This is a genomic window from Lysinibacillus telephonicus (assembly GCF_039654155.1).
In the GTDB taxonomy this organism is placed as follows: Bacteria; Bacillota; Bacilli; order Bacillales_A; family Planococcaceae; genus Ureibacillus; species Ureibacillus telephonicus.
In genome coordinates this window covers 4,367,501-4,385,979 of the sequence record NZ_CP155468.1, presented here as the reverse complement: position 1 = coordinate 4,385,979, position 18,479 = coordinate 4,367,501, and the positions used below count along the sequence as shown (strand labels likewise).

Here is an 18,479-nt window from a genome sequence, read left to right as displayed (position 1 = left end):
TGCTGGGAGAAAATTATGAGGGAAAATCAAAAGATATTAAAAATAGTAAAGAACATAATATTTTTGATGCTTCTATTAATTGGGGTTTTATTAGTATTCCATAATACAATAGAAAATCGACTTGTTTCAATGGGAACAGATTCAATTAAAATAGATACAATAAGTGCAAGTGAGATAGAAAAAAATAATGAAAAGAATACTTCGTTTAACTTTGAAGAGGTAGAAGAATTAGATTTAAAGACAATTCTTAAAGCGAATTTAAATAAGGATGATATATCCGTCATCGGAGCTATAAGCATTCCAAGTGTTAATTTGAATTTGCCTATCGGGAAAGGAACTTCTAGTTATACACTAGCATTAACAGCAGGAACAATGAAAGAGAACCAAGCAATGGGAGAAGGCAATTATGCTTTAGCAGGGCATCATATGGATCGCGAAGATTTACTTTTTAGCCCTTTATTTCAAGTTGAAAAGGGTGCAGCAGTTTATCTAACAGATTTAAAGTATGTTTATGAATATCAGGTAGACGAGCAAAGAACAATCGAGGCAACAGCAATTGAAGTACTTGATGAGATAGAAGGAAAGAAAATCTTAACTTTAATTACATGCGATAATGATGGTAACGCTAGATTACTGACAAGGGCTCATTTCGTAAAAAAAATACCGATTAAAGAGGCGACAAGTAAAGTAATAGAGGCTTTTCAAATAGAGTTGAATAATAAATAAAAGAGGATCGAAAACGAAACACATCAACATTACGAGTTGATGTGTTTTATTTTTAAGAAAAAATTCAAAACCTCTGGATATATCTTTCGAATTTTTAAGACATTATTTTAGATAAAATCTCATTCATATCATTTATATTTTCACGGACCTTTACAGCACTTAAGTAATCAATTTTATCATGATAGGACTCAGCTTGCTCTCTTTGCTCATCTATAGACAAATTCTCATATGCTTCAATTCGGTTCCCTGTTGATTTTTTATAATCCTCCATTAAATTTGTTTCTAATTCCTGTACCTTATTATTAATTTCACTTAAAGTTTTAGTCATAGCAAGTGCTTCATTTTTGAGCTCTTCATTTGTGTTATTCGAGAATGCCGCGGCCTTTCTTTTTTGCTCGCTTAACCCACTTTTAATAGATTGAAGCATTTCGTTATATTCAGAATCTACTACCATATGATCAAGAACTTGTAGTGTATTATCTATTAGTATTTCCAATCTTTTTTTGGCGTCTTCCATATAGATTCCCACCTTTATATACATTTGTATTGATAATATGTACAAAAAACAGCGAGATATTCGGGTGGAATAACACGCTTATTTATAAACAGAATTTTTTAAGGTTTATTTAGATGGAGAAGTGAAAATTTAAATGGTAAAATAAAGGAAATTTTACAAGTGTGTCTGGAGGATTATGATGGTAAAATCTATAAAAGGCCAATTCTTTTTATCGATAGCAGTTGCTCTGGGTTTTATAATTAATTCTTTTAACTATACGGACTTTTCATTTCGGGGAGAATTTAATCTTCCTAGACTGTTATTTTATTTAGTAATGATTATTTCAGTTTATAATGCAGGGATGCTAACACAGCAATATATGCAATCAAGAAAAGAAAAATCAAAATAAAAAATGACCGTAGTTATAATAAACAGGATAATCACTTTGTTCAGATTCACTTGGTAAAATATTTTCGTGTGTTTAGCGTTAGAATAAATAACTTCGAAACATGTTTTCCCTCTTTCAGGACATCATAAAAATAAAGGAGGGACAATTATGGGGAGAAGAAATAGAAATAAAATTTTAATACCAGAAGCAAGACAGGCGCTGGATCAATTAAAGGCCAAAGTTGCTGGCACGGCTAATCCTGAACAGGCTAAATTTGAGGTTGCCCAAGAAATCGGTATACCGTTAAAAGAAGGCTATAATGGAAAGCTTACTTCTGAAGAAGCTGGCAAGGTCGGTGGACAATTAGGTGGTAATATGGTTAAGGAGCTTGTAAAGATGGCTCAAGAAAACTTAACTAAAAAACAATCATGAAAAAGAAACTCATTTTTAAGTTTTTGCACATATAAGGCTCTCAATGCATTTGCTTTGGGGCTTTTTTTATTTTGTAAAACGAAAAAAGTCAATAAGGCTGAAGAAATTTTATTATTCCTCCAGCCTGATACATATTCAAAACGATTTATAAATAAATTTTCCCCGTACCAATAATTATTGCTGGACCTCCAACTTTTATTTTTTGAATGGCATTTTTAGACTTGTGAATTGTTATATCAATGTAGCTTGGGCGCCCCATTTCAAATCCTTGTTCACTTCTAATTTGGTAGACGCCGTCCGCATTGCTAGGAATAACACCATATTTTATTAAATAAGCTCCTAATGGTCCACTTGCACCTCCAGTTGCCGGATCTTCAGCTATACCCATTGCAGGTGCAAACATTCGACTATGAACCTGCGAAACTTCCTCTACCGTTTCAGTAGTAAATGTAAAAATATGCTGACGATTTGGATGTGTATTAAAATGTTCCTGCCATACATCTGTACGGAAATTTATTTTCTTCATTGCAGCTAATGATTTAATTGGAATAAACAAAAAAGGTACGCCTGAGGAAACAGAAATTATAGGCAATGTTTGAGCAATTTCTTCTTTTTCCAATGATAAAAGCTGTGAAATTAAATCTATATCCGTAAAGGTTTCTCCAAACTCTGCAATCGGTTGTTCCATCTCGCTCTTAATAATATTATTATTTTCCTTATAAACAGTAACTGGAATGTCTCCAACTCCTTCTTCTAAAACCCATTCATTGGAGCCGTCGTTTGTAGAAACAATCCCTTTTGTAGCTAATACATAAGCTGTTCCTATTGTTGGATGTCCTGCCATAGGAAGCTCTAACTTCGGAGTGAAAATGCGTAATTTTTTAGTGTTATTAGGAACACTAGGTGGAAATACGAATGTTGTTTCAGATAAATTTAATTCATTAGCAATTAATTGCATCATTTCTGTCGTAAGACCTTCTGCGTTTTCAAAAACAGCAAGTGGATTGCCTCCGAATCTTTTATTTGTAAATACATCGACTAACGTATACACATATTCTTTCAAATACCTTCCCCCCAGTTTTAAAATTTTAGACTGTACTTACAAATTTATAAGTATGTATTTATTATACAGTTTTGTAAAAGGAAATATGGTAATTTAGAGTAACATGAATTAAAGGGATGCCCAGTTAAACTAGGCATCCCTTTGAAATTAAAAAGAGCAATGGTTCACTTAGGGCACACAAACTGCTTACAAATGTGGGATAGGAAGAACAATCTAAATTCCCTTAAATGGATTTTTCCACTCCATTAAAACTCCATAATTAAGTGATTCCTCATCATCCAAGTAATTCTCTACTACAGTTAAGGGTAAGCGACCGCATCTTAATAAAAAAGAAATTACGGGGTCATGCAGCTCCCCTCGAACAACTGCGTCGATATATTCGTTAGCTGTCATGTTGTTAGCATGTTTGTAGTATCCAGGCATTCGTCCGCCGCCAAGCAAGCGGTCTAATCCTTTTTCAATTATTACATGATACATGGATTGCATCATAATTTTCCCAAGTCCTAGAGATCGGAAAGCAGGCCGAACGCTTATATCTACAATATAAAGTGTATTGCCATTTGGATCGTGGTTTGTAATATAGCCGTGGTCGGTTGCTTCTGCCCAAGTATGTTCAGGGTGTGCAGGGTCAAAGTGAACACAAACCCCTGTCAATGAGCTAACGACCTTCCCGTCAATTTCAATGCATAAAGCACCTTCGGGGAAAAGTGTTACATGATTTGTTAGCTGTTTTTTATTCCACCATAATTCTGATGGAAAAGGAGGTGGGAAACATTCCGCTTGTATCTCGATTAAGTCATCGAAATCATCTGTTGAATAGTTGCGGATAATAATTGGTACTGGTTTTCCGTTATCAAATAATAGCTGCTCACTCCGATACATGTGCTTCTCCCCCTAAACAAAAATTTCTATTCCCAATCTGTGTATAAATCAACTCTTCGATCACGCCAAGTAGTTACAGAGCCTTTTTCTCGCACTTTATAAAGCAGCTCAAGATCTAAATCTGCTGTAATAATCATATCGTTGTTAATTTCCCCTTCAGCTAAAAGACCCTTAGGAGGGAAAGGTACATCATTAGGAGTAATAATTGCAGCTTGCCCAAAGTTTGCACGCATAAAATCAACAGTAGGAAGAGCTCCTACAGTACCTGTTAAGACAACATATACTTGATTTTCGATCGCGCGGGCATGACTTGTATAACGTACACGATGGAAACCGTGGCGGTCATCTGTGCACGATGGACAGAAGATGACATCTGTTCCTTTTGCTTTTGCCATACGAACGATTTCTGGGAATTCAATGTCATAACAAGTAAGAATTGCAATTTTCCCTTTGTCTGTATCGAATATTTCTAAACCTTCACCGCGAGACATATTCCATTCATGGACTTCTGTAGGAGTAATATGAAGTTTCGCCTGTGTTCCGATTCGACCGTCCGGGTAAAATAAATGGGCGGTGTTGCGCAATTTTCCATTTACCTCGACAACATGCGTACCCGCAATAATATAAATATTATACTTTTTAGCAAATGAAACGAATAATTCTTGATATTGCTCTGTATAGGAAGGTAAATCATTAATTGTTAGAGCTTTGCCGTCTTTGCCTTTAATCGATAGTAATTGTGTTGTAAAAAACTCAGGGAATAAAATGAACTCTGTATCAAACTCTAAAGCTGCCTTTATATAATGCTCACATTGGTGAGCAAATTCCTCGAAAGACTGAATTGAATGTAGATGATATTGTACTGCTGAAACACGAAACTTCATACACAACCCTCTTTTTTAAGATTTTTTTGATAGTTATATTATAGGAGATTTTCTGCTTAAATGAAGTATTTAAACTTCTCTTCTCCATGCATAAAAGTTTTTAATGAAAGTTTATTGTAAATTTGTATACTTATGTATACAATTGTATGCAGAGGGCGGTGCATTTTTATGATTAGCAAACAGAATGGTCAATTAGGTGAAGTGGCTTTTTCTGAACATGATCAAGGAATCGGTAAGCGAGGAAGAGGAAGTCATGGAGCCAAAACATTTAGACGTGGAAGAGTGTTAGCTTTTTATCAGCAGCTAGTTATTAAGCGGGATACACTAAAGAAACAATTGGCATGCCCAGAATATCAAACAATACAGCAAGTAATTGCAGGTGAACTAAAAGCAACTGAGGACATCATAAATGACTTCAAAGCAGCCTTTGAATTACAAGAGGTTTCTAATGAAATATCAGACTTAAATAAGCATGACAAGTCTAATCAATAACTGTAGACTTTCAATAACTAATTTACATGGATTCAAATAACTTTTACTATCGTATCAACAGAAAGAAGGTACATCATGCAAGCCATATTCTCCTTAAAGAAATATATGAAACCATATATGGTCTTTGCAATTATCGCTCCATTAATGATGGTGCTTGAAGTAGCGATGGATTTAATTCAACCGACAATTATGCAGCATATTATTGATAATGGTATTGCAAAAGACAATATGCCATACGTAATTAAAATGTTTGGACTGATTATTCTATGTGCAGTGATGGGATTAATAGGCGGTGCTGGTTGTTCCATTTATGCTTCAAAGACAGCCATTAATTTTGCGGCGGATATTCGCCAAGATTTATATGAGACAATTACGTATTTTTCAAATAGTAATAAAGATCATTTTACGATTGGGAAGCTCATTACAAACATTACGAGTGATGTGGAAATGTTGCAGCGAGCACTTACGATGCTATTAAAGATTTTTGTACGCGGTCCATTCACTTTTATTGGTGCCATTGTCATCGTATTTATTACAGCCCGTGAACTATTTCCAATTTTATTAGTTGTTGTGCCAATCCTGGCAATATCCATTTATTTTTTCACAAAATTATCTGGAAAGCTATTTTTAAAAGTACAAGAAGCGATAGATGCCGTAAACACAAGAGTACAAGAAAATTTAGCCGGCATCCGTGTCATTAAAGCTTATAACCGCAAAAAACATCAAATCGAGCAATTTACAACGGTAAATGAAACATTAATGAAGCGGAATATTCACGCAGATCAAATCATTGGCATTCTAATGCCTTTAACTGCATTTGTCGTTAATATGGGCATTATTGCAGCTCTATGGATGGGTGCTTTCAAGATAGGGAATGAAACAATTGAGGTAGGGGTAATTTTAGCATTTATTAACTATTTAATGATGATTATGGGTGGGTTAATGAGTTCTTCTAATGTATTAATGCAAATTGCCCGTGCAGTACCAAGTGCCAAACGCATTGTCGAGGTGCTTGAAGAAAAATCTGAAATTAAAAATATTGAAAACCCAATGAGTACCCCTATTAAAGGTGCTGTTGAGTTTGAAAATGTTAGTTTTGCTTATAACAAAAATAATGAACCAGTGTTAAAGAATATTTCCTTTAAAGCGAATCCAGGAGAGACTATCGGTATTGTTGGCATGACTGGTAGTGGGAAATCAACTATTGTTCAATTAATACCAAGAATGTTTGAAGCGGATCAAGGGGTTATTAAAATCGATGGCCAACCTATTCGTCACTATGATTTACATACATTACGAAGTTCAATTGGCTTTGCTCCTCAAAAGGCAACTTTATTTTCCAGAACAATTGAAGCGAATGTGAAATACGGGAATGACGAGGCAACAATGGACGAATTAATAGAAGCATTAGAATCTTCCTGTGCATTAGAATTTGTTGAAAAGTTTGATGATAAACAACAGCATCATATCACGCAAGGTGCAACCAACCTATCAGGCGGACAGAAGCAGCGTCTTGCAATGGCCCGTGCATTTATTCGCAAGCCGGCAATATTAATTTTAGACGATACAACATCTGCTGTAGATAGTTTTTCAGAGAGAAGAATACAAAATGCCATCGCAAACAATTTTAAGGAAAGTACGAAGTTTATTGTGTCATCGAAAATTTCATCGATTCGTCATGCGGATAAAATATTGGTGTTGGATGATGGCAGTATCGTAGGGCAAGGGACCCATGAAGAACTACTTGAAACAAATAGGGTATATCAAGAAATTGTTTCAACACAGCTGGTAAGAGGAGGGATTTTAAATGAATAAATCACCAGAAAAATCACCTGGACCTCCTCCAATTGGAAAACACCCCGGTCCAAGATTTAATGGTCCAGCAGAAAAAGCAAAAAATCAAAAAGCGACACTTAAACGAATTTGGTTATATTTAAAAAACCAAAAAATAGGAATCATCAGCTCTATTTTCTTTGTAGTTTTTTCATCTATTTTAAACTTATTAGGTCCGTTATTAATTGGAATTATTATCGATGAACATATTTTAAAGTTTGATATTGATGGAACTATAAGAATGATTTTGATACTTGCAGGAATATATATTGTATCTGCAATATTTATGTGGCTGCAAACTTTTGTGATGATTCGTGTATCACAAAAAACCATTCATCAGCTTCGACAACATTTATTTGAGAAGTTCCAATCACTTCCTTTATCAACTTTCGATAAACGTCAACAGGGCGATTTAATGAGTCGGATGACAAATGATATTGAAAATTTAAATGCTGCACTATCACAAAGTGTTATTCAAATCATTTCAACAATATTATCAGTAGTGGGAACTGCAATTGCAATGTTTTATTTAAACTGGGTATTAGCGGTAGTAACACTACTTGTTATTCCAATTATAATTTGGTCTACGAAACAAATTATTAAACGAAGTAGTAAGAATTACGTTCAGCGTCAAAAAGATTTAGGGAATTTAAATGGTTTTATTGAGGAAACGATATCGAATTCCCATATTACAACATTATTCGGAAAAGAAGAGCAGACGATTGCTCAATTTAAACAAGCAAATGAAAAACTAAGAGCATCTGCTTTAAGTGCAGATATTACTTCGGGATTCCTTGGACCAATCAACAACTTCATTAATAACTTCGGGATTGGGTTAATAATTGGTGTAGGGGCTTTAATGGTATTAGGCAACTTTGGGGTTTCAATTGGGGTGATTGCTTCCTTTGTTACTTATTCAAGACAATTCTTCCGTCCAATTAACCAATTGTCGAATTTATTAAATACATTCCAATCTGCTATCGCAGGAGTAGAACGTGTATTTGAAATATTAGATGAAAAAGAAGAAGCAGCAGATGTTGCGGGAGCAATTGCCAAGAAACGTTATAATGGGGATGTCGAGTTTCGTAATGTCCAATTTTATTATCAAAACGATAAACCAATTCTTCATAACCTTTCATTCCATGCTAGGGCAGGAGAAACGATTGCCCTTGTTGGTCCGACGGGTTCAGGGAAAACAACAATAATACAACTGCTTAATCGTTTTTATGATGCCAAAAGCGGTGAAATATTAATTGATGGAGAAAATATTAAACAGTACCAAATGGAAAACTTACGTGATCATATTGGCATAGTACTGCAAGATACGTATCTTTTCTCGGGGACAGTTCGAGAAAATATCCGTTACGGTAAGCTGGATGCGACAGATGAAGAAGTCGAAAAAGCTGCGAAAATCGCCTACGCCCACAATTTTATAAAATACTTGCCGCAATCATATGACACGATGCTTGTTTCAGGCGGACTGAATTTAAGTCAGGGTCAACGCCAGTTAATCGCAATTGCACGGGCAATATTGGAAGACCCTGATATATTAATACTAGATGAAGCTACTTCAAGCGTTGATACAATGACAGAAGTACACATTCAAAAAGGGTTAAATAATTTAATGAAGGGTCGTACAAGCTTTGTTATTGCACATCGTTTAAAAACAATTGAAAATGCGGATCAAATATTAGTTATTAAAGATGGAGTAATATTAGAGAAAGGCAACCATGAAACATTAATGATGCAAAAGGGCTTTTACGAAAATCTGCAAAACCAATTGCAGCTTCAATAATCTTTTAAGCTGTCCACTTTTATAAGAAGGTGGATAGCTTTTTGATTTTGAAAAAAACGATGAAACCGTTCTAAATAGTTTAATGATTGAACATACTATATTTGTTTTTATGTAATTTGAACTTTACGCATACAAAACCAACTTCAAGCGTATAGTAGTTCAAAAGGTTGCTAAAGGCGGTGTAATAGTTTTGAAGCGGTGGATCGCTCTAGGAGTTATTTTGTTATGTTGTTTACTTGTTGTATTTTATGAGACAAGCGCATCCGATCGACGTTTCTTTTTACCAGAACCATTAGGTGGAGTGAAAATAGTCGTTGATGCTGGCCATGGAGGAATTGATGGGGGAGCTTCATCGGGAGAAGTTATTGAAAAAGATGTAACGCTTGCAATTGCTAAAAAGGTGGAACGCCAATTAAAGCGTATGGGAGCGGAAGTAGTCATGACCCGAACAACAGATGAGGATGTACTAGCTGAACATGCTCCAAGTGAAGAATTTGCTACATTAAGAGAAAGAAAAAAGCAAGATATCTTTTTAAGAGCTAATCTTGTGAAGTCCAATGAACCAGATATTTTCATTACCATTCACGCAAATGCCATTCCTGAAGAAAAATGGCGAGGGGCACAAGTTTTTTATCATAAAGATGGACACGCCAATAGTGAATTGTTAGCAAAGTCTGTTCAATCCTCTATTAAAGAAACTTTGCAAAATACGGATCGTGAAGCATTGGCCATTAAGCAAATCTATCTTTTAAAGAAAACAGAGGTTCCTTCAGTATTAGTCGAAACAGGGTTCTTAAGCAATAACGAAGAACGTAAATTATTATCCGATGAAGACTATCAAGAGAAAATGGCAAATGCAATTGTGGAAGGTATTGAAAACTATGTAAACTTGGAATTCGAATAATGAAAAACATTTTTTGATTTTTAAAGTTATTTTAGTTTATGGTACAAGCCTTATAATGTCAGGGTTTCTAAGTATTATTAAGCAGTTATTATTTATAAAAAAATATTATTTGATAAAACCATTCACGACTTCTTGTGAATGGTTTTTTAATTTTGTATATGAATTATTTATCAAATGTAAAAGTTATAAATCTAGTAATAATATATGTAAAAAGTTCCATAACCAATCGTTTTTGTCATAATTTTATGGTTGAATAAGTGTAGTTCTTTGAAAGGGGTTAAGGTATGGGATACATCGAATTGATGGATATTTCAAAGTCATACAACAAACAAAGTAATGTATTGAATGGTATTGACTTGAACATAGAGAAAGGTGAATTTTTCGTCTTAGTTGGGCCTTCTGGTTCAGGGAAAAGTACATTACTTCGGATGATTGCAGGGCTAGAAGAAATTTCAGGAGGGACATTAAAAATTAATGAGAAGATCGTGAACCATCTTCCTCCAAAGGATCGCAATCTGTCGATGGTTTTCCAAAACTATGCACTATATCCTCACTTAACAGTTGAACAAAATATATTATTTGGACTAAATGCAAGAAAAATAGATAAACAAGTGCAAAAGAAAAGATTAGAAGAAACAGCGAAACTAATGGGTTTAAGCGACTTGTTAAAACGCAAGCCTCGTGAACTATCTGGCGGGCAAAGACAACGTGTTGCTTTAGCACGCGCGGTAGTTAGTGAGGCACCACTGTGCTTAATGGACGAGCCGTTATCAAATTTAGATGCCAAATTACGTGCCAATATGAGAATTGAAATTCGACGTCTTCAAAAGCAGTTAGGTTTAACAATGATTTATGTTACACATGACCAAGTTGAGGCAATGACGATGGGTGATCGAATTATGGTGCTAAATGATGGAGTTATTCAGCAAGTTGGTGAACCAATTACGCTTTATAACAAGCCATCAAATTTATTCGTAGCTTCTTTCATTGGTTCTCCAAAAATGAATTTAGGAAAAGCAGTTTTAACAGACGACCATCTTATTATTGAAGAAGAACTCAAAATACCTATTAACTCAACTCAAATAGAAACAAATATTAAAAATAAAAACTTAATTATTGGCATCCGAGCTGAGAATTTGCCTTTGGGGTCAAATGGTGAAGAAACCTATGAAATAGAGGTTGTGAACGTCGAACAACTAGGAAATGAAACATTAGTATCTTTTGAAGTCGGATCAGAACTGTGGACGGCGAAATGGCTTGGTCAATGGTTAGGAAAAGTGGGGGATAAGGTACCGGTTCATATTTCAATCGAAAATATACATTTCTTCGATGCGCATACAGGAAACTTAATTCAAGCTGCTTCCAATACGAATAAACAAGAGGTTGTGAAGATATGAGTATGAGTAATCCTACACTTGAATCATTGGAAAATGAAATTAGTGAAATTAATTTCGAGCAAATCAAAAAGAAACAACGTTTGAAGAGTTTTGCTAAAGGGATGTTGTTTTTACTTCCATCCATTGTATTATTCGGAGCATTTTTGTTTTATCCGCTGTTCAAAACGATTTATCTTAGTTTCTTTTTAACAAATGCACAAGGTGAAACGACTGTGTTTGTTGGACTGCAAAACTATATTGATATGTTTGCTTCTCCAGTATTTCAACAAAGTATGAAGTCAACATTCTTATTTGTTTTATATACTGTTCCAACTACAGTTGTTATTGCACTGTTCTTGGCAGTGCTTGCAAATGAAAAACTTAAAGGGATTGGATTATTCCGTACGATTTTTTCTTCGACGATGGGAATCTCAGTTGCGGCAGCTTCTGTATTTTGGTTATACATGTTTCATCCTTCGATTGGCTTTTTAAATAAAATGCTCGAAATATTTGGGATTGACGCTATTGGTTGGTTGACTGATCCAAAATGGGCATTACTTGCAGTTTCTGCAACAACGATTTGGATGAATCTAGGATTTACATTCTTAATTTTACTAGGCGGTCTTCAATCCATAGATTCCTATTTATATGAAAGTGCAGATATTGACGGTGCGAGTTATTTTTATAAATTGCGAAGAATCACAATTCCAATGTTATCTCCAACACTCTTTTTTGTCATTACAGTCACAATTATTAATGCGTTCCAAACATTTGGACAAATCGATATTTTAACTCAAGGCGGCCCACAAAATACGACGAATTTAATCGTTTACTCAATTTATCGTGAGGCTTTTGCAAATTATCAATTTGGTACTGCCAGCGCTCAGTCAATCGTCTTATTTATCATTATTCTCGTTATGACGGTACTACAGTTCAAACTTGGTGAAAGGAAGGTTCATTATCAATGACCGTGCCAATCAGCAGAAAAATTCTATTTTATATATTGCTGATGATTTCAGCACTTGTGATATTCGCACCAGTCATAATGGCCTTCGTTATGAGCTTTATGGACAACAAAGACATTATGACTGGAAGTTTGCCGCAGACATTATCCTTTGACAATTATGTCAAGGCATTTGAAAAGTTTCCGCTGCTGAAGTATTTGTTTAATAGTTTAGTAGTCGCACTTGTTATTACGTTTGGACAATTGGTTTTATCTAGTTTAGCGGCTTATGCCTTTGTATTTTTAGAGTTTAAAGGCAGAGACTTTTTATTCTTTTTATTTATCGCAACGATGATGGTGCCATTTGAAGCATCTATTATTCCAAATTTCCATATCATCCGTGATCTAGGATGGATTGATAAATATCTAGGATTAACAGTGCCATTTTTTGCAATGGCATTTGGAACTTTCTTACTTCGACAAAACTATAAGCAAATTCCGAAAGAGTTAAGAGAAGCAAGTCTAATTGAAGGAATGGGCGATTTTAAGTTCTTTTTAAAGGTTGTACTGCCTGTTTCAAAAACAAGTTTAGTTACTTTGGGTGCTTATGGCTTTTTAACATCTTGGAACATGTATCTATGGCCGCTGCTTTCAACAACAAATGATACAGTCAGAACAGTTCAAATCGGGTTAAAGCAACTACAAAATCAAGAGCAGCTAAATGATTGGGGGATGATTATGGCGGGTGCCATTATTGTCATTATCCCAACCTTAGTGTTGTTGTTCCTCGGACAAAAGAAATTGCAAAAAGGCTTAACTGAAGGAGCAATTAAATAAGGAATACAATGGTTTATACCTTTTCTCTTCATTCGTCAAATGGATAAAAGGATAAATAATAGATCAATGAACTAAAAAGGAGTAGGAAAAATGAAAAAACAATTTTTACTAACGTCTTTAATGATGTTGCTTGTTGTGATTTTAGCGGCATGTAACTCAAATGAAAGTTCATCAACAACAGAAACGAATTCATCGAATAACTCGGAATCTACGGGAGATACTGAATCAAAGGAAAAGCAAATCGTAACATTTTGGCACTCAATGAGTGGTGCTGGTCAAGAAACGTTGAACGCAATCGTTGAAGATTACAATAACTCTCAAGATGACATTCAAGTAAATGCTGAATTCCAAGGGACATATGACGAGTCATTAACAAAATTTAATGCCGTGGCAGGAAGTGACAGTGCGCCAACAATGATTCAAACTTTTGAAATCGGAACAAGATCTATGATTAATAGCGGTCAAATTGTGCCGATTCAAGAATTTGTTGATGCAGATGGCTATGATATGAGCGGTCTGGAAGAAAATATCACGAACTACTATTCATTAGATGGTAAATTCTATTCAATGCCGTTTAACTCTTCTACACCAGTTATGTACTACAATAAAGATGCATTTAAAGAAGCTGGACTTGATCCAGAAGCTCCACCGGAAACTTTTGAAGAGGTAGAAGCTGCAGGAAAAGCGATTGTTGAATCGAACCCAGACATGAAAGGTTTTGCTTTACAAGCGTATGGTTGGTTATGGGAGCAATTACTGGCAAACCAAGGTGCGTTATTATTAAATAATGACAATGGACGTACAGGTACGCCTACAGAAATTGGTTGGACAGAAGAAGAAGGCAAGTCGATCTTTGAGTGGGTAAAACGTATGGTAGACGCTGGTACTTTTGCGAACTATGGTACAAACAGCGATAATATGATGGCTGGTTTCTTAGCTGGAGATGTAGCAATGTTCCTACAATCTTCTGCTAGTTCACGAGATGTAATTGACAATGCACCATTTGAAGTAGGAATTGCTTTTTTACCGCATCCAGAAAATAAAGAACGTCAAGGGGTAGTTATTGGCGGTGCCAGCCTTTGGATGATCGACGGCAAACCTGAAGCAGAACAAAAAGCAGCTTGGGAGTTTATGAAATACCTTCAAACACCAGAGGTACAAGCGAAGTGGCATATCGGAACAGGGTACTTTGCAATTAACCCAGCTGCATATGATGAGCAAATTGTAAAAGATGCATATGCTGAAAAACCACAATTACAAGTTACAGTTGATCAGCTGCAAGCAACTAAACCTTCTTATGCAACACAAGGTGCACTAATGGACATGCTTCCAGAGGGACGTAAAGTTATGGAAACTGCTTTGGAAAAAGTCTACAATGGCGGGGATGTTGATGAGGCCTACAATACAGCAGTAGAGCAATTTAATGCAGCAATCGAAAAAGCAAATGCTGCCCGCGGTGAATAATAAGGTTGAATAAATAATAATATTTAGTTAAGGAATAAAGCGTTGAATATTGCGCTTTATTCTTTTTCTATTTAAATAGAGCTTAATGGGTATTATACATATAGCAACTTGGATAGATATGGAGTGTAAATAAATATGAAGCTGCTTAAAATATGGATTGTATTTTTTATTTTGGTGCTCCTTGGATTAATAGTTTTTGGTATTAGAGAAAATGAAGCATTGCCTGGAATTATAGACAAGCCTAAAATATTTGCTCATAGAGGTGCAATTAATAGCTTCAATGAAAGTACCATCACGTCATATAAAATTGCAGCAAAAAATGGCGTGGATGCTTTAGAACTGGATCTGCGAATGACAAAAGATAATGTGTTAATTATCATGCATGATGAAACAATTGACCGAACAACAAATGGTAAAGGAAAAGTAAATGACTTATCTTTAGAAGAAATTAAAAAATATGAAACAATAGGCAAATATAATGGAAAAACGACAAAAGAAGATATTCCGACGTTGGAAGAATTATTTCAAACTTTTGGAGATACACAAAGATACTATATAGAAACTCGATTAGTAAATGGAGAAGCTATTATGGAGGAGCCGTTAGTCCAATTGCTGAAGAACTATAATTTATTAAAGAAAGAAAAAGTCGCTATTCAATCCTTTTCTGAAAAAAGTTTGGAAAAGATGGCAAAACTAGCTCCTGACTTACGTTTAACTTTGCTTTTCAAAAAAGGCAAATTCGATTTAAATAAAGCGTTAAGCGTTGATTATCCCGTTATTGGTTTAGAATCCTCTGATGCAAGCATAAAAACAATTAATGCTTTGCATAAACAAGGAAAAGAAGTACATGTGTTTTTTCATAATGTAGAATCGATAGAAGCACAACAAGAAAAAATGAGAGAATTAAATGTAGATGGTTACTTTACAGATAATATTTCTTTTACTAAGAAGTTATTAAATCGGTAATTTAATGCGGGAATGTGAAAAATGATGTAGTAGAATGTTTCATTAAAGCATTCAACGATCACTGTGTTATACTAAAATTGAAGCAAATATAGGGGAGTGTTTCGAGTGATAAACGAACAACAAGTACGTGAAATATTAGGGCAGTTACAAGATCCTTTTTTACATAGAACGTTTGCTGAAACAAATGCGGTAACAAACGTATCCATTAAAGAAGAAAAAAATCATGTTAGTGTAAAAGTAGCAATTGCAAAAACGAATACACCTGAACAAATGCAATTACAAATGAAAATTGTAGAAATTTTAAAAGAAGCTGGTGCTGCAACGGTGGGCATTCGTTTTGAGGAATTGTCTCCAGACGTATTAGAAAGTTTCCGTGGCAAAGCAACAGAATCAGAGGTGCATGATTTACTTTCTCCATTATCTACAGTTCAATTTATTGCAATTGCTTCTGGTAAAGGTGGAGTAGGGAAATCTACAGTTTCGGTTAACTTAGCGGTTGCGCTTGCAAGACTTGGCAAAAAAGTCGGTCTAATTGATGCTGATATTTATGGATTTAGTGTACCTGATATGATGGGCATTCAAGAAATGCCAGTAGTAAAAGATGAGCGAATTTATCCTGTCGAACGTAAAGGTGTAAAAGTTATCTCAATGGGATTCTTTGTTGAAAATAATGCGCCGATTGTTTGGCGTGGACCTATGCTTGGGAAAGTATTAGATCAATTTTTCCGTGATGTAGAATGGGGAGATATTGATTATTTACTATTAGATTTACCACCAGGAACAGGTGATATAGCGTTAGATATTCACCAAATGCTGCCATCTTCAAAAGAAATTATTGTTACGACTCCTCATCCAACAGCTGCTTTTGTTGCTGCTCGCGCCGGTGCAATGGCGTTGCAAACAAATCATGATATTCTTGGCGTTATTGAAAATATGGCATGGTTTGAATCTAAAACAACTGGTGAACGTGAATTTGTATTTGGTCAAGGAGGGGGACCAAAGCTTGCTGATGAATTGCGTACCGATTTATTAGGACAAATTCCGCTTGGACAACCTGACTGGTCAAATGAAGATTTTGCCCCTTCTATTTATGAAGAAGATCATCCAACCGGAAAAATTTATTTAGAAATGGCACAAAAAGTAGTCAATAAATTAGCGAAATAGTATTTTGAAAAATAATAGCGGACTGCCTTAATGCAGTCCGCTTTTTAAATGGAGATATAAATGCTTATATCTAAGCTCCGCCACCGCCGCCTTCACCGCCGCCAGCTTCACCGCCGCCACCTTCTTCACCACCGCCGGACTCACCGCCGCCGCCTTCGCCGCCTTGTCCTCCTGCTTCAGTTGCTTGTCCGCTTTTCTTAATTAATTCTTGCCATTTAGTCTGTAATAGTGGATTTTCTATTGTCTCCATTACGATTTTTTCCATCTCTTTACGCATGGTAGCACTTTTTAATATTGTTTCAAGTTCCTTCTGCATATCAGATTGTCCAAAAAATGATACTAAATCTTCTTGGTAAGAGGAATCCTTTATTAAAGCTTTCATAATTTCTGTTTGCTGCTCTTTCATGCTATTTGCTATATTCTCTTTAAACTTAGGGTCTTCAAAAGTCTTTTTCCAAAAATCACTTGCTTCCTCAGATAATAATGTATCATTAATTGCAGTCTGAATTTCATCGTGCTCTAAGACGATTAAATCACGGAAGCTAGGATCTTCTAAAAGTTGGCGGATAGCTTTTCTCCCATCTTCCGTTTGAATCGAATCGATCATTATTTTTTTTACTTCTTCATAAGAAAGCTGCTGATTATTTGCTTCTGTACAGCTTGCTAACAACATCACGACGAATAGCACAGAAAGTATACGGTTTAACATTTTTATCAGTCCTTTCTTTAAAGGCTCTTTCAATTATTGTTCGCAATCTTGCTCATAATATGTATACGATTATGACATCGATGGCTTTTTTAAACGGCGATTGTTAAAATGTAAACGTATATATAAAAAAATGGGGGACTTTAAGTCGTGACGATACGAAATTGGATAAAATTTTTCTTTATGTGCCTAATTATTGGCGGTGTTATTACTGGTGCTGCTGGAATTATTGTTCGTTGGAATTTCTTTGGATCTTATTTAGCTGCAGGTGAAATTGGCGAGTTTATTGCAGCATTCGCATGGATGATTTTCTTAGGATTTACCATGAGTGTAATTGCGCAAGCAGGCTTTTTTGCATATCTAACTTTACACCAAGTAGGAATTGGGATTTTTAAAACACTCACTTTATGGAATTGGGTTCAAGTTTTATTGATACTTATTGTAGTTTTCGATTTAGTTATATTTCGATTTGCCCCAGCCGCACAGAGTTTTTCAGATTGGCTATTTTATGGTGGTTTATTGATTTTCTTAATTTTTGGAGCAATTGCTACAGCGATGAAAAAAGTTCAATTAACAGGGAAAAAGCATGTACTAATTTCATCATTGTTCTTTATGATAGTCATTACTTCACTTGAGTGGATCATCGCATTAATGGGCCGTCAAGAAAATATTGATACATATGTTGCTTTATTATTGTTCCCATTAGTCGCAGTAAATGCATACCAATTACTGGCATTGCCAAAATATAATGCAAAATCAGATGAAGACCGCAAAAAATTAGAAGAGCGCCGCAAGATGCGTAAATTAGCTAATGAAGGAAAAAGTTCGAAAGCCTAATTAAGTTTGGAAGTTTAATAAATAAGTCAAAACCACCAGTATAACTGGTGGTTTGCTCTTCGCGTGAAACGCTGGGTTACTGGCTCCTGTCTAAAGACATTCTGAAAGGTCCGCCAACCGCACTTCGCTTCCTCACTTTGCCGCTAAAGCGGCTTTTTTATTTCTTTCTTCGATTGATTTCTTCTCCTGTGAAAGGGTCAATGAATTCTTTCATTGTCATTTGATCTTCCAGGATATCTTCTTGTAATTGATTTTTGATATATTCTTGTATTGTTTTTTTATTTCTTCCTA

The 18,479-nt window shown here is 35.2% G+C and carries 20 protein-coding genes (1 of these 20 cut by a window edge); 14 read left to right on the top strand and 6 right to left on the bottom strand.

Annotation, left to right across the window (positions count from 1 at the left end; translation table 11 throughout):
• Positions 1–15: 15 nt before the first annotated feature.
• Positions 16–726: a class A sortase gene (locus MKY04_RS21170; RefSeq protein ID WP_126292283.1), complete on the top strand. Its 711-nt coding sequence runs from the start codon at positions 16–18 to the stop codon at positions 724–726.
• 94 nt (positions 727–820) lie between these two features.
• Here the strand turns inward: MKY04_RS21170 and MKY04_RS21165 are convergent, their stop codons facing one another.
• The gene (locus MKY04_RS21165; protein WP_126292282.1) at positions 821–1,243 is read right to left on the bottom strand and encodes a hypothetical protein; all 423 of its coding nucleotides are present in this window, start codon (positions 1,241–1,243) and stop codon (positions 821–823) included.
• Positions 1,244–1,421: 178 nt separating this feature from the next.
• On the opposite strand from MKY04_RS21165, the gene MKY04_RS21160 reads away from it, so the two are divergent.
• Together MKY04_RS21160 and MKY04_RS21155 are read left to right on the top strand one after the other, a co-directional pair.
• Positions 1,422–1,631, top strand: a complete 210-nt coding sequence (locus MKY04_RS21160; protein WP_126292281.1) for a hypothetical protein — start codon at positions 1,422–1,424, stop codon at positions 1,629–1,631.
• A gap of 147 nt (positions 1,632–1,778) precedes the next feature.
• Positions 1,779–2,042 carry an alpha/beta-type small acid-soluble spore protein gene (locus tag MKY04_RS21155; protein ID WP_126292280.1) on the top strand — a complete coding sequence of 88 codons (264 nt, stop codon included), beginning with the start codon at positions 1,779–1,781 and terminating at the stop codon, positions 2,040–2,042.
• A 145-nt stretch (positions 2,043–2,187) separates the two neighbouring features.
• Here MKY04_RS21155 and MKY04_RS21150 read toward each other — a convergent pair whose 3' ends face one another.
• From MKY04_RS21150 to MKY04_RS21140, 3 genes are all read right to left on the bottom strand, one after another.
• The gene (locus MKY04_RS21150) at positions 2,188–3,105 is read right to left on the bottom strand and encodes a PhzF family phenazine biosynthesis protein (protein ID WP_126292279.1); all 918 of its coding nucleotides are present in this window, start codon (positions 3,103–3,105) and stop codon (positions 2,188–2,190) included.
• A gap of 213 nt (positions 3,106–3,318) precedes the next feature.
• Positions 3,319–3,987 carry a GNAT family N-acetyltransferase gene (locus tag MKY04_RS21145; RefSeq protein WP_126292278.1) on the bottom strand — a complete coding sequence of 223 codons (669 nt, stop codon included), beginning with the start codon at positions 3,985–3,987 and terminating at the stop codon, positions 3,319–3,321.
• Between the two features lie 26 nt (positions 3,988–4,013).
• On the bottom strand, positions 4,014–4,871 hold the full coding sequence (locus tag MKY04_RS21140) for a carbon-nitrogen hydrolase family protein (RefSeq protein ID WP_346235092.1): 858 nt from the start codon (positions 4,869–4,871) through the stop codon (positions 4,014–4,016).
• Positions 4,872–5,039: 168 nt separating this feature from the next.
• On the opposite strand from MKY04_RS21140, the gene MKY04_RS21135 reads away from it, so the two are divergent.
• The 10 genes from MKY04_RS21135 to MKY04_RS21090 all read left to right on the top strand — a co-directional run bounded on the left by MKY04_RS21135 (position 5,040) and on the right by MKY04_RS21090 (position 16,645).
• On the top strand, positions 5,040–5,363 hold the full coding sequence (locus tag MKY04_RS21135; protein WP_126292276.1) for a 2-keto-3-deoxygluconate kinase: 324 nt from the start codon (positions 5,040–5,042) through the stop codon (positions 5,361–5,363).
• 75 nt (positions 5,364–5,438) lie between these two features.
• Entirely contained in the window at positions 5,439–7,178 is a 1,740-nt protein-coding gene (locus MKY04_RS21130) for an ABC transporter ATP-binding protein (protein ID WP_346235091.1), read from the top strand.
• On the top strand, positions 7,171–8,991 hold the full coding sequence (locus MKY04_RS21125; protein ID WP_126292274.1) for an ABC transporter ATP-binding protein: 1,821 nt from the start codon (positions 7,171–7,173) through the stop codon (positions 8,989–8,991). The genes MKY04_RS21130 and MKY04_RS21125 overlap by 8 nt, the downstream gene beginning before the upstream one ends.
• 190 nt (positions 8,992–9,181) lie before the next feature.
• Entirely contained in the window at positions 9,182–9,895 is a 714-nt protein-coding gene (gene cwlD / locus MKY04_RS21120; RefSeq protein ID WP_126292273.1) for an N-acetylmuramoyl-L-alanine amidase CwlD, read from the top strand.
• A 284-nt stretch (positions 9,896–10,179) separates the two neighbouring features.
• Positions 10,180–11,292, top strand: a complete 1,113-nt coding sequence (locus MKY04_RS21115) for an ABC transporter ATP-binding protein (RefSeq protein ID WP_126292272.1) — start codon at positions 10,180–10,182, stop codon at positions 11,290–11,292.
• 2 nt (positions 11,293–11,294) lie between these two features.
• Positions 11,295–12,239 (top strand): carbohydrate ABC transporter permease, encoded by a 945-nt coding sequence (locus tag MKY04_RS21110; protein WP_126292271.1) that lies wholly within the window; start codon positions 11,295–11,297, stop codon positions 12,237–12,239.
• Complete coding sequence (locus tag MKY04_RS21105) at positions 12,236–13,051, top strand: carbohydrate ABC transporter permease (protein ID WP_126292270.1); 816 nt, start codon at positions 12,236–12,238, stop codon at positions 13,049–13,051. Before MKY04_RS21110 ends, MKY04_RS21105 begins: the two co-directional genes overlap by 4 nt.
• 90 nt (positions 13,052–13,141) lie before the next feature.
• Positions 13,142–14,515 carry an ABC transporter substrate-binding protein gene (locus MKY04_RS21100; protein ID WP_126292269.1) on the top strand — a complete coding sequence of 458 codons (1,374 nt, stop codon included), beginning with the start codon at positions 13,142–13,144 and terminating at the stop codon, positions 14,513–14,515.
• Positions 14,516–14,650: 135 nt separating this feature from the next.
• Entirely contained in the window at positions 14,651–15,481 is an 831-nt protein-coding gene (locus tag MKY04_RS21095) for a glycerophosphodiester phosphodiesterase (protein WP_346235090.1), read from the top strand.
• Positions 15,482–15,586: 105 nt separating this feature from the next.
• Entirely contained in the window at positions 15,587–16,645 is a 1,059-nt protein-coding gene (locus MKY04_RS21090; protein ID WP_126292267.1) for an Mrp/NBP35 family ATP-binding protein, read from the top strand.
• A 70-nt stretch (positions 16,646–16,715) separates the two neighbouring features.
• On the opposite strand, the gene gerD is transcribed toward MKY04_RS21090, so the two are convergent.
• Complete coding sequence (gene gerD, locus MKY04_RS21085) at positions 16,716–17,354, bottom strand: spore germination lipoprotein GerD (RefSeq protein WP_346235089.1); 639 nt, start codon at positions 17,352–17,354, stop codon at positions 16,716–16,718.
• 147 nt (positions 17,355–17,501) lie between these two features.
• Between gerD and MKY04_RS21080 the strand changes: the two genes are divergently transcribed.
• A complete protein-coding gene (locus tag MKY04_RS21080; RefSeq protein ID WP_126296384.1) occupies positions 17,502–18,188 on the top strand; it encodes a KinB-signaling pathway activation protein in 687 nt (228 codons plus the stop codon).
• Between the two features lie 157 nt (positions 18,189–18,345).
• Here MKY04_RS21080 and tnpA read toward each other — a convergent pair whose 3' ends face one another.
• Positions 18,346–18,479, bottom strand: the 3' portion of a protein-coding gene (tnpA, locus tag MKY04_RS21075) for an IS200/IS605 family transposase (protein WP_346234657.1). 340 nt of this gene lie beyond the right edge of the window; 134 of the gene's 474 nt are visible here — the last part of the coding sequence; its start codon lies off the right edge, out of view — the gene reads right to left on this strand; its stop codon occupies positions 18,346–18,348.

What these genes read in the sequence shown, in the direction of transcription:
- gerD (WP_346235089.1), bottom strand. Translation starts at nt 17,354, where the DNA reads ATGTTAAACCGTATACTTTCTGTGCTATTCGTCGTGATGTTGTTAGCA.
- MKY04_RS21160 (WP_126292281.1), top strand. Translation starts at nt 1,422, where the DNA reads ATGGTAAAATCTATAAAAGGCCAATTCTTTTTATCGATAGCAGTTGCT.
- MKY04_RS21105 (WP_126292270.1), top strand. Translation starts at nt 12,236, where the DNA reads ATGACCGTGCCAATCAGCAGAAAAATTCTATTTTATATATTGCTGATG.
- MKY04_RS21095 (WP_346235090.1), top strand. Translation starts at nt 14,651, where the DNA reads ATGAAGCTGCTTAAAATATGGATTGTATTTTTTATTTTGGTGCTCCTT.
- MKY04_RS21165 (WP_126292282.1), bottom strand. Translation starts at nt 1,243, where the DNA reads ATGGAAGACGCCAAAAAAAGATTGGAAATACTAATAGATAATACACTA.
- MKY04_RS21115 (WP_126292272.1), top strand. Translation starts at nt 10,180, where the DNA reads ATGGGATACATCGAATTGATGGATATTTCAAAGTCATACAACAAACAA.
- MKY04_RS21125 (WP_126292274.1), top strand. Translation starts at nt 7,171, where the DNA reads ATGAATAAATCACCAGAAAAATCACCTGGACCTCCTCCAATTGGAAAA.
- MKY04_RS21140 (WP_346235092.1), bottom strand. Translation starts at nt 4,871, where the DNA reads ATGAAGTTTCGTGTTTCAGCAGTACAATATCATCTACATTCAATTCAG.
- MKY04_RS21170 (WP_126292283.1), top strand. Translation starts at nt 16, where the DNA reads ATGAGGGAAAATCAAAAGATATTAAAAATAGTAAAGAACATAATATTT.
- MKY04_RS21100 (WP_126292269.1), top strand. Translation starts at nt 13,142, where the DNA reads ATGAAAAAACAATTTTTACTAACGTCTTTAATGATGTTGCTTGTTGTG.
- MKY04_RS21135 (WP_126292276.1), top strand. Translation starts at nt 5,040, where the DNA reads ATGATTAGCAAACAGAATGGTCAATTAGGTGAAGTGGCTTTTTCTGAA.
- MKY04_RS21155 (WP_126292280.1), top strand. Translation starts at nt 1,779, where the DNA reads ATGGGGAGAAGAAATAGAAATAAAATTTTAATACCAGAAGCAAGACAG.
- MKY04_RS21130 (WP_346235091.1), top strand. Translation starts at nt 5,439, where the DNA reads ATGCAAGCCATATTCTCCTTAAAGAAATATATGAAACCATATATGGTC.
- MKY04_RS21110 (WP_126292271.1), top strand. Translation starts at nt 11,295, where the DNA reads ATGAGTAATCCTACACTTGAATCATTGGAAAATGAAATTAGTGAAATT.
- MKY04_RS21145 (WP_126292278.1), bottom strand. Translation starts at nt 3,987, where the DNA reads ATGTATCGGAGTGAGCAGCTATTATTTGATAACGGAAAACCAGTACCA.